Below are 13157 nucleotides of genomic sequence, written 5' to 3'. Positions count from 1 at the left end.
TCCCGGCGTCCGGGGCGTTTCGTTCGCTTCGTTGTGTCTTTATTCTTTCAGACCGGCTTTTCCGTGTCAATTTGACCCGTTCGAGCTGATCTGTCAGGAATTCCGACCACCCCGTTTCCGGGGCAACCCCTCTAACTTACCAGCCATTGAGCGGCTCTGCGAACCGATCTCTGAAGCCGTTGGTTTCAAGGGGATGCCGACAAGCGCGGCACAGCCACACCAAGGTCACCTGAGTGGTTGGGGTGGTTTGCGCCGGGCCTCGCCGACGACAAAAGATTAGCAGTCCCCGGTGACCGCTCGTGACGGAACCGCGAATCCGGCCAGTCCCGAACACCGTGTACGTCGGACATGACAACGGCTCAGGTGCCACGAACCGTGCATTCCATCCGTTCACGCCACATACTCATCCCGTCTTCCGGGACGCGACGCGACGGCCCGCGGCAACCGGAGCCTGGAGCGGCCGGAAACATAGACTCGGCGGGGTGAGCAGCGAGACGCCGCCTACGGCGAAGAAGGTTCCCAGCGAGCGCGTGCACCACGGGGACACCGTGGTCGATGACTACGCATGGCTGACCGTCAAGGACGACCCCGAGACGATCGCCCATCTCGAGGCCGAGAACGCCTACACCCAGCGGATGACCGGCCACCTGGAGTCCCTCCAGGAGACGGTCTTCCAGGAGATCAAGAGCCGGACCCTGGAGACGGACCTGTCCGTCCCCACCCGCAAGGGCGAATGGTGGTACTACTCCCGCACCGAGGAGGGCAAGCAGTACGGCATCCAGTGCCGGGTGGCCGCCACCGGGGAGAACCCTCCCGAGCTGAAGGCCGGCGAGCCGCTCCCCGGCGAGCAGGTGATGCTCGACGGCAACGAGCTGGCCGGGGAGAGCGACTTCTTCGCCCTCGGCACCAGCTCGGTGAGCCCGGACGGCACCCTGCTGGCCTACTCCGTCAACTTCACCGGCGACGAGCGCTTCACCCTCAAGATGAAGAACCTCGTCACCGGCGAGACCCTCCCCGACGAGATCCCCGGCATCTTCTACGGCGGCGCCTGGTCCGCCGACGGCACCACGTTCTTCTACACGACCGTCGACGAGGCATGGCGGCCGGACAAGGTCCACCGCCACGTGGTCGGCACCCCGGCCGCCGACGACGTGGTCGTCCACGAGGAGACCGACGAGCGGTTCTGGATCGGCGTCGGCCTCACCCGCAGCGAGCGCTACCTCGTCCTCTCCGCCGGAAGCAAGATCACCAGCGAGGTCCGCATCCTGGAGGCGGACGATCCGGCCGGCGAGTTCCGCGTCGTACGGCCCCGCAAGACCGGTGTCGAGTACGGCGTCGACCACGCGGGCGACCACTTCCTGATCCTGCACAACGCCAACGCCGAGAACTTCGAGCTGGCCACCGCCCCGATCGACGACCCCGGCACCTGGACGCCGCTGATCGAGCACCGCGAGGACACCCGCCTGCTCGACGTCGACGCCTTCGAGGGCCACACCGTCGTGCACTTCCGCCGGGACGGGCTCACCGGCGTCCGCGTCCTGCCCGCGGGCGGCGAGCCGTACGAGATCTCCTTCCCCGAGCCGATCTACGACGCGGCCCCCTCGGGCAACCCCGAGTTCGTCACCGGGCGGCTCCGGCTCGGCTACACCAGCATGATCACTCCGCCCTCGGTCTACGACTACGACCTGCGGACGCACGAGCTGATCCTGCTCAAGCGCAAGCCGGTGCTCGGCGGTTACGACCCGGACGACTACGAGCAGTTCCGCGAGTGGGCCACCGCGCCGGACGGCACCCGCGTCCCGATCTCGATCGCGGTGCGGAAGGGGAGCCCGCGCCCCGCCCCCACCCTCCTGTACGGCTACGGCAGCTACGAGATCTCGATCGACCCGTCGTTCTCGGTGGCCAGGCTGAGCCTGCTGGACCGGGGGTTCGTCTTCGCCATCGCGCACATCAGGGGCGGCGGCGAGATGGGCCGCCGGTGGTACGAGGACGGGAAGTTCCAGCAGAAGAAGAACACCTTCACCGACTTCGTCGCCTGCGCCGAGCACCTCAAGGAGAGCGGCTGGTCGTCCGACGTCATCGCGCGCGGCGGCTCGGCCGGCGGGCTGCTGATGGGCGCGGTCGTCAACCTCGCGCCGGAGGCCTTCGCCGGCGTGGTCGCCCAGGTGCCGTTCGTGGACGCGCTGAACACGATCCTCGACCCGTCGCTCCCGCTCACGGTCATCGAGTGGGACGAGTGGGGCGACCCCCTGCACAACCCGGACGTGTACCACTACATGAAGTCCTACACGCCGTACGAGAACGTGGACGGGCGGGTCTACCCCCCGATCCTCGCGATCACGAGCCTCAACGACACCCGGGTGCTCTACCACGAGCCCGCCAAGTGGATCGCGAAGCTCCGCGACACCGCGCAGGGCGGCCCGTTCCTGCTCAAGACGGAGATGGGCGCCGGGCACGGCGGCCGGAGCGGCAGGTACGACGCCTGGCGCGAGGAGGCCTTCGCCCTCGCCTGGATCCTCGACACGGCGAAGGCGGCGCAGTGACCTCCGGCGACCACTACAGGGCCGCGGACGACCGCTACGACGGGCGGCAGCCGTACAACCGGGTCGGGAAGAGCGGGCTCAAGCTGCCCGCGGTCTCGCTCGGGCTCTGGCACAACTTCGGCGACGACAAGCCGCTCGGGGTGCAGCGGGACATCCTGCGCAGGGCCTTCGACCTCGGAGTGACCCACTTCGACCTGGCCAACAACTACGGCCCGCCGTACGGCTCGGCGGAGACGAACTTCGGGCGGCACTTCCGCGAGGACTTCGCACGCTACCGCGACGAGCTGGTCATCTCGACCAAGGCCGGGTACGACATGTGGCCCGGTCCGTACGGCGAGTGGGGGTCGCGCAAGTACCTGCTGGCCAGCCTGGACCAGTCGCTCGGGCGGATGGGCCTGGACTACGTCGACGTCTTCTACAGCCACCGGTTCGACCCGGACACTCCGCTGGAGGAGACGATGGGCGCGCTGGACCACGCGGTCCGGTCCGGGAAGGCGCTGTACGCCGGGATCTCGTCCTACTCGCCGGAGCAGACCGCCGAGGCGGCGCGGATCCTGCGCGAGATGGGCACGCCCCTGCTGATCCACCAGCCGTCCTACTCGATGCTCAACCGGTGGATCGAGGGCGGGCTGCTGGACGTGCTGGAGGCCGAGGGCGTGGGCTGCATCGCGTTCTCGCCGCTGGCGCAGGGCATGCTGACCGACCGCTACCTGAACGGCGTCCCGGAGGGCTCGCGCGCCTCGCTGGGGCACTTCCTCAAGCCGGAGATGCTCACCGAGGAGACCATGCGGCACGTCCGCACGCTCAACGGGATCGCCGCCGCGCGCGGCCAGTCGCTGGCGCAGATGGCCCTGGCCTGGGCGCTGCGCGACCGGCGGGTGACCTCGGTGCTGATCGGCGCGAGCAGCGTGGCGCAGCTGGAGAACAGCCTCGCGGCGGTGGGGAACCTCTCGTTCACCGCCGAGGAGCTGGCGGCCATCGACAAGGACGCCGTCGAGGCGGGCGTCAACCTCTGGGCCGTCTGAGGCCTCCCGGGCCGCGGGCCCGGCGCGGAGCCCGTACGGCGCGGCCGTACGGGCTCTACAGGGCCTCGTTGCGCTGCAGGTAGGTGAACGAGGCCCAGCCGGGCAGGACCGGGAACCAGAACGTGAGCAGCCGGAACAGCAGCACGGCGGAGGTGGCGACCCCCGGGTCGAGGCCCGCGAGCCGGAGCCCGCCGATGAGGGCGGCCTCCACCGCGCCCAGACCGCCGGGGGTGGGGGCGGCCGAGCCGATGGCGTTGCCGGCGAGGAAGACCACGGCGACCGCGGCGAAGTTGAGGGAGCCGCCGAAGGCGCGTACGCACGCGTCGAGGCAGACCACGAAGAAGACCGTCAGCAGCAGGGTGCCGCTGAACCCTTCGGCGATCTTCCGGGGGGACTGGAGCACGTCCAGCAGGCGCGGGAGGACCCCGGAGAACAGCGAGCGCAGGCGCGAGGTGATCGGCCGGCGCAGCTTCGGCACGCCCAGCACGATGACGAGCACCGCCGCCACGGCCAGCAGCACGAACACCAGCGTGCGGGACGGGGTGAAGGACGCGGCCGTGCTGGAGCCGGTGATGTAGGCGAACAGCAGCAGCAGCGCGATGTGGAAGGCCAGTCCGGTGACCTGGGAGGCGCCCACGCTGGCCACCGCCTGGCCCGGCGGGACGCCGCGCTTCTGCAGGTAGCGGGTGTTGATGGCGACGCCGCTCACCGCGGCGGGGGCGACCAGCTTGACGAACGACCCGGCGAACTGCACGAGCACGGTACGGCCGAGCGGGAGTTTCTCCGGCACGAAGCCCATGAGCATCAGCGCGGCGGCCACGTAGCTCATCATCGCGGCGGCGAACGCGATCCCGGTCCAGCCCCACTCCGCCGAGGTGATCATGTCCAGGTTGATCTGGGTCAGGTAGTAGACCACGAAGTAGGCGGCGAAGGCGCTGGCGATGATCGTGACGAGGGTCCGGGGGCGGAACCGCTCCAGGCGGACTTCACCGGCCTCGACCTTGGGTTCGAGCCCGACGATCTGCTCGCGGATCGCGGCCAGCAGTTCCTTGTTCCTGGTGAGCGCCGCCCGGGTCTCGCGGGTGAGCGCGATCCGCTGCAGCAGCGGGAGCGCGGCGGCCAGCGTGTTCGGCCCGGTCACGGCGGCGGCGGCGCGCACCGAGCGCTCGGCTCCGACGCGCAGGCCGAGGTAGGTGAGCAGCTGGGCGATGTCGAGGCTGAGCAGCAGGTCGCCGGCGGCGATCTCGCCGCTGCGGGCGTCCATCAGGACGACCCGGCCCTCCCCGTCGACGTGGATGCCGTCGCCGGTCAGCCGCCGGTGGGCGAGCCGCTGGACCTGCAGGAGCAGGACCTGCTCCCAGATCTGGGCGAGCAGGTGGTCGTCGATCTCCTCGTCGGGGATGTCGTCCAGGGCCCGGGTGGGGACGTGCTCGTAGACGAGGAGCGCGGCCTCCGGGCCGATCTCGCTGGTGCCGACCAGCCGGGGGCTGCCGACCCCGGCGGCCTGGGTGGCGTAGGCCATCAGGGCCTCGCGCTCCAACTCGGCGCGGAGCGAGCGGATGGCCCGGCGGCGGGTCTCGGAGTTGAGCCGGATCCGCCGCCAGAGGCGGTAGAGCAGCCCGGCGACCTGGCGGTCGCGGTCGAGGACGGTGACGTCGAGCCGGGTGCCGTCGCGCAGTCCGATGGCGTACCTGCGGCTGCCCTGGTGGTCGTCCTCCAGCCGGCGGGCCTTGACCGGGTGGAAGCCCAGCTTGCGGATCGCGGCGACGATCATGCTGCCCGCCGGGCGGGTGTTGGGGCTGCCGACGCCGTACAGCGTGGCGTAGCCGACGGCGAGCCCGACGACGATGGAGACGACGATGCCGAGGATCGTGGCGGCGACTCCGGCGAACAGCGCGACCGCGTTGACCGCGACCGCGGTCCACAGGGCGGCGCGCCAGGTGGGGCGGCGGGAGATCCGCATCGCGGTGACGTAGGCGATGACCGAGGTGAGCAGGGTGTTGAGCGGCTCGACCCCGGTCCGGCCGCCGGTGAGCAGCAGCCGCAGGTCGTCGGGGCCGGCGGTGAGGATCCACTCGCCGAGGACGAAGGACAGGACCATCCCGGCGATGGCGGCGAACAGCCCCTCCGCGACCCGCAGGCCGTCGCGGTGGAGCACCCGCTCGACCGCGTAGGCGGCCGGGATGGCGAGCATGGCGACGCCGCCCAGGCCGCCGACCAGGCCGCTCAGCAGGAAGGGGACCCGCCTGGTGCCGTCGGCGACGTCGGCCTCCAGGCCGTTGAGCGTCTGCTTGGCCACCAGGGCGAGCAGGACGACCGCGGCCAGGCCCAGCAGCGTGACCAGGAAGCGCAGCGCGTCGGAGGGGCGGCGGATGCGCTGCGGGAGCAGCGGCTCGACCACGAGCACGACGGGATCGCCCCCGGTCCGGGGCGCGGCCCCGGCCGACGTCGTGTCGTCGCGTTCCTTGATGTCCTTCACCGCCAGCGATTCTGCCCGTTTTCCATTACAAGTGCGTCACCGATCTTCCCCTCAAGTGTCCGCAATCGGAGTCGTGCGCATCTCACCGGCCTCCGACGGCCTTGACGGCATAGCTCCTATTCTGATCTCCGGCCTCGGAGGGCGGGCACCCGGGCACCCCGGGCATCCGCACGGCGCGGCGGCGGAACGGCTCCGGCGCGCCGGCCCGGCTCCGGTCCCGCCGCCGGAGCGGATCCCGGACGCGCGGTCCGCCGGCATCCGGGCCCCGCCCGGTCCGGCACCGCCGCCATCACGTACGGCTCCCATACCGAGAATTGACTTTCCGGTCTGCGCCGGTGCCGGACCGGGCGGGCGGCGGGCTGGAAGGCTGGTCCTCATGTGCCATCGCCCGACCGCCCCTCGTCCGGCCGCGAGCCGCCATCCCCCTGTCACCGGCCGCCGGCCGCCCGGTCCCGCGCGCTCACCGCGACCGGGATCCTTACGGCAGGGGCACCGGCGGCGTCAAGTACGCCCGGAGAACGCCCGGAATGCTGATTCGACTCCGCTCGATAACAAATGTCGGATAGACCTTACAAGATCCTATTCTCCCCACTAAGTTCCGGTTTATCGCGATCACGGGGGATTTTCCTGCTCCAATGGCGTTAGAGGAGTTTCGCATGCGCTCACGCGCGCACAAGGGCCTGCTGGCCGCCGTCACCGCGGCCTCGGCCCTGGTCCTGCCCGTCATCTCCGCCACCCCGGCCAGCGCCGACCCCGACCCCAAGGTGCTCAGCCAGACGGTCAAGGGCCCGGCGGCCAAGCGGCACCTCCTGAAGTTCCAGCAGATCGCCGATGCCAACGGCGGCACCCGCGCCTCCGGCACCGCCGGCTACGACGCCTCGGTCGCCTACGTCGCCGACCGGCTCCGCAAGGCCGGTTACGCGGTCACCCTGCAGGAGTTCGAGTTCCCGTTCTTCCGGGAGATCACCAAGTCCACTCTGAACCGGGTCGCCCCCTCCGCGAAGAGCTACGTCCGCAACACCGACTTCAGGGTCATGACCTACTCCGGCTCGGGCAGCGTCACCGCCGCCGTGCAGGCCGTGGACGTCATGATCCCGCCGAGCCCGACGCCCAACACCTCCACGTCCGGCTGCGAGGCGAGCGACTTCGCCGGGTTCACCGCGGGCAACATCGCGCTCATGCAGCGCGGCACCTGCAGCTTCCTGGTCAAGGCGCAGAACGCCGTGGCCGCCGGGGCCAAGGGTGTGATCATCTTCAACGAGGGCCAGGCCGGCGAGGGTGCGAACGACCGCCGCGTCCTGCTCGGCGGCACCCTGGGCGAGCCCACCGTGAACATCCCGGTCGTCGGGACCACCTACGCGACCGGCGAGGAACTGGCCGCCGCCGGCACGACGGTCACCCTGACCACCGACACCGAGAGCGACCCGCACCGCAAGACGCACAACATCCTGGCCGAGAGCCGCTGGGGCGACCCGTCCAAGGTCGTCATGGCCGGCGCCCACCTGGACAGCGTCACCGAGGGCCCCGGCATCAACGACAACGGCTCGGGCAGCGCGGGCGTGCTGGAGACGGCGCTCAAGGCGAACCGCTTCCCGACCGTGAACAAGCTCCGCTTCGCCTTCTGGGGCGCCGAGGAGCTGGGCCTGCTGGGCTCCGAGCACTACGTGGCCAACCTCTCCGCCGAGGAGAAGGCCAAGATCAAGCTGTACCTGAACTTCGATATGATCGCGTCGCCGAACTACGTCTTCGGCATCTACGACGGCGACGACTCCGACGCCGAGGGCGCGGGCCCCGGTCCGGAGGGCTCGGACAAGATCGAGAAGCTCTTCGAGTCGTACTTCAAGGCGGTGCGCCAGCCGTACACCGGCACCGACTTCACCGGCCGCTCGGACTACGGCCCCTTCATCGAGGCGGGCATCCCGGCGGGCGGCCTGTTCACCGGCGCCGAGGGCATCAAGACCGCCGAGGAGGCCCAGAAGTTCGGCGGTGAGGCGGGGGTGGCCTACGACAAGTGCTACCACCTGGAGTGCGACACCATCGCCAACGTCAACGACAAGGCCCTCGCCGTGAACACCGGCGCGATCGCCACCGCGACGTTCGTCTACGCCTACAGCAGGGACCTGCCCGGCGGCGGCACCCCGGGCTCCAACCAGCCGGGGACCGGCGGCGGCGGTCACGACCACGAGCACGACCACGTCGGCGTGCCGATGTAGCACCCGCGGCACCGCTCCGCGGCGAGGGGGTACGGCCGGCCCGGCCGTACCCCCTCCCCGTGCGCGCACGGCCCCGGCCGCCCCGGCCCCGGCCTCTTCCCGCACGCGGGTAAAGTCGGAGCATGACGGGTGGTTTGCGAGTTCTGGGGGCGTGTCCGCTGGACTGCCCGGACACGTGTTCGTGGGTCGTGACGGTCGAGAACGGCGAGGCCGTGACGATGCGCGGCAACCCCGACCACCCGTACACCCGCGGCGCGCTGTGCGTGAAGGTCAACCGCTACCTGGAGCACACCCGCGCGGCCGACCGCATCCTCCACCCGATGCGGCGGATCGGCCCCAAGGGCTCGGGCAGGTTCGAGCGGATCTCGTGGGACGAGGCGCTGGAGGAGATCTCCGTACGGCTGCGCGCGATCGTCGACGAGCACGGCGGCGAGGCGATCTGGCCCTACAACGGCACCGGGAGCCTGGGCTACCTGCAGGGCTGCGAGGGCGTCGCGGGCCGGCGGTTCTGGAACGTCCTGGGCGCCTCCCGGCACTTCCTGAACATCTGCTCCACCGCCGGCAACGTCGGCCTGACGCAGACCAACGGCACCCCGGGCGGGATGGACCCCGAGACCTTCGCGTCGTCGAAACTCGTCCTGCTGTGGGGCACCAACACGCTGACCAGCGGGCACCACCTGTGGAAGTTCGTCCAGGACGCCCGGGCGGCCGGGGCGCACGTGGTGGCGATCGACCCGATCCGCACCCGCACCGCCGAGCAGGCCGACGAGTACCTGCCGATCCTGCCCGGCACCGACGCGGCGCTGGCGCTCGGGCTGCTCCACGTCGTGCTGGAGGAGGGCGCCGAGGACCGCGACTACCTGGAGAACCGCACGGAGAACTGGGCGGAGTTCCGCGAGGAGATCCTGCGCCACCCCCCGGCGCGCGTCGCCGGGATCACCGGGCTGCCCGAGGAGGACATCCGGGCCCTGGGCCTGCGCCTGGCGCGCACCCGGCCCACCGGCATCCGGGCCACCATGGGCATCCAGCGGCACGCGGGCGGCGGTGCCGCGATGCGCGTGATCGCCGCGATCCCGGGGGTGACCGGCGACTGGCGCCACCCCGGCGGCGGGGTCGCCTACTCCACCAGCGGGCACGTCCACCTGAACATCGACACCCGCGACGACCTGCTCGCCCGGCCGGTCCGCACGCTCACCATGACCCGCCTCGCCACCGAGCTCGACGAGTCGGTGAAGTGCCTGTGGGTCTACACCGCCAACCCGGTGGGCTCCTCCCCCGACCAGAACCGCATCCGCGAGAGGCTCCTGCGCGAGGACCTGTTCACGGTCGTCATGGAGCAGTTCCCGACCGACACCGTCGACTACGCCGACATCGTGCTGCCGGCGACCATGCAGACCGAGCACCTGGACCTGCACGCCGGTTACGGGCACATGTACCTGATGTGGAACGAACCGGCCGTCAAGCCTCCGGGTGAGTGCCTGTCCACCACCGAGACCTTCCGCAGGCTGGCCCGGCACCTGGGCCTGGACGAGCCGTCGCTGTACGACTCCGATCTGGAGCTGGCCGAGGAGCTGCTCTCCTCGGGGCACCCGTCCCTGGACGGGATCACGGTGGACCGGCTGCGCAAGGAGGGCTGGGCCCGGCTCAACGTGGCGCAGCCGTTCGTCCCGTTCACCGACGGCTTCCCCACCCCCTCCGGCAGGCTGCGCCTCCCCCGGGAGGCCGCCTACGTCCCGCCGCACACGGCCACGGCGGCGCGGGAGCCGTACCCGCTGACCCTGGTCACCCCGGCCGCCCACACCTTCCTCAACACGACCTTCGGCAACAACCCCGAACTGCTGCGCCGGGCCGGGGGCCCGCGGGTCCTGGTCAACCCGGCCGACGCGGCGGCCCGCGGCCTGGCCTCCGGGCGGCGGGCCCGGGTGTTCAACGGCAGCGGCGCGTTCGAGGCCGAGGTGGAGATCAGCGACCGGGTACGGCCCGGCGTGGTGGCGGCCCCCAAGGGGAACTGGCCCAAGCTGAGCCCGGGAGGCGCGGGGGTCAACGCGGTGGTGGACGCGCGCGACGCCGACCTGGGCAGGGGCGCCGTCTACCACGACAACCTCGTGGAGATCGAGCCGGTCTGAGACCGCGGACCCGGGTCCGGGCGGGTTCTCCCTGCCCCGGGTCCGGGCGGGTTCTCCCTGCCCCGGGTCCGGGCGGGTCCTCAGCCGAGAATGAGCTTGTAGCCCTCGTGGGAGGCGGCGAAGCCGAGGGAGTCGTAGAAGCGGTGGGCGTCCTCGCGCCGCTTGTCGGTGGTGAGCTGGACCATGGCGCAGCCGCGCTCGCGGCCCCGCTCGACCGCCCACTCGATCATCTGCCGGCCGAGTCCCCGCCCGCGCAGCGCGGCGGTGATCCGTACGGCCTCGATCTGCAGGCGGAGCGCCCCGCGCCGGGAGATCCCCGGGATGTAGGTGAGCTGCATCGTGCCCACCACCTCGCCGTCCCGCTCCGCCACGACCAGCTCGTTGTTCGGATCGGCCGCGATGGCCTCGAAGGCGGCGCGGTGCTCCGGACCGTACGCGCCGGTGCGGGCGGCGGCGATGGAGTCATCGGCGATCATGGCGACGACGGCCGGAAGGTCTTCGAGGCGGGCGGTGCGGAAGCTGATCGACATATCGGCCAACCTAGCCGGTCCGGACCGCCCGCTCCCTGCGGGCCGCCCGGACGCACGTACGGCGGAGCCCCCGTCCCCTCCGGAACGGGAGGGGACGGGGGCTCCGGCGACCGCGCGGCTATCCGATGTCGGTCTTCGGCTTCTTCCGCTTCTTGACCTTGATGATCTGGATCTTCTTGACCTGCTGCACCCTGGGCGGGGTCTTCGCCTTCGCCTTGGGCTTGGGCTTCACCGTGGGCGTGGGCTTGGGCTTCGCCGCGGGGGTGGCCGCGGAGGTGCAGTTGCCCAGCAGCACCGAGATCTCGTTGCCGGCCATGTTCGCCACCGCCAGGTCGGTCCTGCCGTCGGCGTTGAAGCGACCGCTCACGAAGGAGCCCACCGCGCCGCTCGTGGAGAAGGGAACGGGCGTCCGGAAGGTGCCGTCGCCCTTGCCGGGCAGGATGACGCCGCCGGTCATGGTCTGCGCCGCCAGGTCGATCCTGCCGTCGCCGGTGAAGTCACCGGTCGTGAACCATCCGCCGGCGTTGTTCACGGTGTAGGGCCGCTCCGCCTGGAAGGTGCCGTCGCCGTTGCCGAGCAGGACGACGCCGCCGCCGTTCATCACGCCGGCGGTGACCAGGTCGGTCCTGCCGTCGCCGTTGACGTCGACCGGAACGGCGATCCACGGGTTCGTCCCCGCGGTGTACGGGACGGCCGCCTGGAAGGTGCCGTCGCCGTTGCCGAGCATGACCTCGACCGTGTTGCCGCCCAGCCCGCCGGTGTTGCCGTACGCCAGGTCGGCGTAGCCGTCGGCGTCGAAGTCGCCCACGGAGACGTGGAACGCGTTCTGCCCGGGGTTGAGCGCGACGGGCGGGCCGAAGGTCCCGTCGCCGTTGCCGGGCATGAACGCCATGGCCCCGCCTCCGCCGTTCGTCACCACCACGTCGAGGGAGCCGTCCTCGTTGAAGTCGCCCACGGTGGTGAAGGCGGGGTTGAGGGGCGCGGGGCTGGTGACGGCCGCGTCGAAGCTCCCGTCGCCGTTGCCGGGCAGGACCCGGACGGTGTTCGCGCCGTTGTCGGCGACCGCGATGTCGGGGTTGCCGTCGGCGTCGAAGTCGCCCATGGAGAAGTAGGGCGCCATGAGTCCCCCTCCTCCTCCGTCTACAGTGCTGACCGACGGGTGGAAGGTGCCGTCGCCCTTGCCGAGCAGGGCCTCGAAGGAACCGCCTCCGAGGGTGTTCGAGACGAGGTCGGCCCTGCCGTCGCCGTTCAGGTCGGACACCAGTATGTAGTACGGGGCGGTACCGGCGGCGTAGTCGACTCCGCGGGCGAATCCGGGGGTGCAGGAGGCGGCCAGCGCCGAGGCGGGCGCGGCCGCGGCGGCCAGCACGCCGGACGTGAGGGCGACAGCGGTGAGCAGGGCGGTCGCGCGGCGCCGGCCGGGCATGCCGGACGACTTCGAGATGGACGTGGTCAACGAGAGCTCCTCCATGAGCGGTGAATGCCGTACGCGGCCCTCCGTGGACACCTGCGCAGGCGCGGTAACCCCCTATCGACGTGGGAGGAGGTGCTCATGAGGTTTTCCGGCGGACCACCGCCGGGGCGGGAGCGCGGCGGCGGTCCGGCCGGCCGCGCGGTCTCGACCCTGAGGCCCCGGCGCGGCCACCGGGGTAAGAACCAGGGTTTCTCCCCGATGTGGACAGAGGGCTCCAAAGGGCACTGTGGATGTCATGAAAGACGAACTGACTCGACGTGACGAGATGTCCCTCGCCGGAGCGGCCCTGCAGGGGGCGCCCTGGAAGGCCGCCGCGGTGACGGGCGGAGCCGTGGCGGCGACCAGCTACGGCCTGGGCTGGATCCTGCCCGGCAGCCCCGACCTGACCTGGGCGCTCTGCCTGGGCATCAGCCTCTTCTCGCTGGTCGCGGCGGTCGGTTCGGTCGCCAAGCCCGGCTCCGGGGACCGGGTGACCCGGCAGGCCCGGCTCTGGGCGCTGCGGCGCCCGTGGCGCTTCTCCCTCTACCCGGCCCTCGGCGCCGCCGCGCTGATGTACCCGGTGCAGCTCGTCATCGACGGCGAGGGTCCGTTCAGCGCGGCGCTGGACGCGCTCCAGGGCGGTGTCGTGGTCTATCTGATCACCGCGGTGCTGGCGCTGACCATGAAGGGGCGCGGGCAGTCCTCCCTGCCCTCCGGCCGCTGACCGGCTCCGGCCGGAACCTGTCGCGCGCGGGTCCGGGCCGCGGGCCGGCCCCCCGCCCCGCGGC

8 protein-coding genes are annotated in these 13157 nt (G+C 71.4%); 5 read left to right on the top strand and 3 right to left on the bottom strand.

Annotated features, from left to right (window positions below; all coding sequences use genetic code 11):
- The first annotated feature begins 482 nt into the window (after positions 1–482).
- Both FHS22_RS39455 and mgrA read left to right on the top strand, forming a co-directional pair.
- A complete protein-coding gene (locus tag FHS22_RS39455) occupies positions 483–2543 on the top strand; it encodes a prolyl oligopeptidase family serine peptidase (RefSeq protein ID WP_184948209.1) in 2061 nt (686 codons plus the stop codon).
- A complete protein-coding gene (gene mgrA, locus FHS22_RS33515; RefSeq protein WP_184948208.1) occupies positions 2540–3568 on the top strand; it encodes an L-glyceraldehyde 3-phosphate reductase in 1029 nt (342 codons plus the stop codon). The genes FHS22_RS39455 and mgrA overlap by 4 nt, the downstream gene beginning before the upstream one ends.
- A 55-nt stretch (positions 3569–3623) precedes the next feature.
- On the opposite strand, the gene FHS22_RS33510 is transcribed toward mgrA, so the two are convergent.
- Positions 3624–6047, bottom strand: a complete 2424-nt coding sequence (locus tag FHS22_RS33510; RefSeq protein WP_338048057.1) for a lysylphosphatidylglycerol synthase transmembrane domain-containing protein — start codon at positions 6045–6047, stop codon at positions 3624–3626.
- A 656-nt stretch (positions 6048–6703) separates the two neighbouring features.
- On the opposite strand from FHS22_RS33510, the gene FHS22_RS33505 reads away from it, so the two are divergent.
- Both FHS22_RS33505 and FHS22_RS33500 read left to right on the top strand, forming a co-directional pair.
- Complete coding sequence (locus tag FHS22_RS33505; RefSeq protein WP_184948207.1) at positions 6704–8260, top strand: M28 family metallopeptidase; 1557 nt, start codon at positions 6704–6706, stop codon at positions 8258–8260.
- 122 nt (positions 8261–8382) lie between these two features.
- On the top strand, positions 8383–10386 hold the full coding sequence (locus FHS22_RS33500) for a molybdopterin-containing oxidoreductase family protein (protein WP_184948206.1): 2004 nt from the start codon (positions 8383–8385) through the stop codon (positions 10384–10386).
- A gap of 80 nt (positions 10387–10466) precedes the next feature.
- Here the strand turns inward: FHS22_RS33500 and FHS22_RS33495 are convergent, their stop codons facing one another.
- Positions 10467–10916, bottom strand: coding sequence for a GNAT family N-acetyltransferase (locus FHS22_RS33495; RefSeq protein ID WP_184948205.1), 450 nt, complete (start codon positions 10914–10916; stop codon positions 10467–10469).
- A 118-nt stretch (positions 10917–11034) separates the two neighbouring features.
- The gene (locus tag FHS22_RS33490) at positions 11035–12372 is read right to left on the bottom strand and encodes an FG-GAP repeat domain-containing protein (RefSeq protein ID WP_184948204.1); all 1338 of its coding nucleotides are present in this window, start codon (positions 12370–12372) and stop codon (positions 11035–11037) included.
- A 253-nt stretch (positions 12373–12625) separates the two neighbouring features.
- Between FHS22_RS33490 and FHS22_RS33485 the strand changes: the two genes are divergently transcribed.
- Positions 12626–13093: a hypothetical protein gene (locus tag FHS22_RS33485; protein WP_184948203.1), complete on the top strand. Its 468-nt coding sequence runs from the start codon at positions 12626–12628 to the stop codon at positions 13091–13093.
- Positions 13094–13157 lie beyond the last annotated feature (64 nt).

This window comes from Thiemannella venezuelensis, assembly GCF_014203605.1.
Classification (GTDB): Bacteria; Actinomycetota; Actinomycetes; order Streptosporangiales; family Streptosporangiaceae; genus Planomonospora_A; species Planomonospora_A venezuelensis.
Note: the sequence above shows the minus strand (reverse complement) of the source record. Positions and strands in the feature narration are given on the sequence as shown.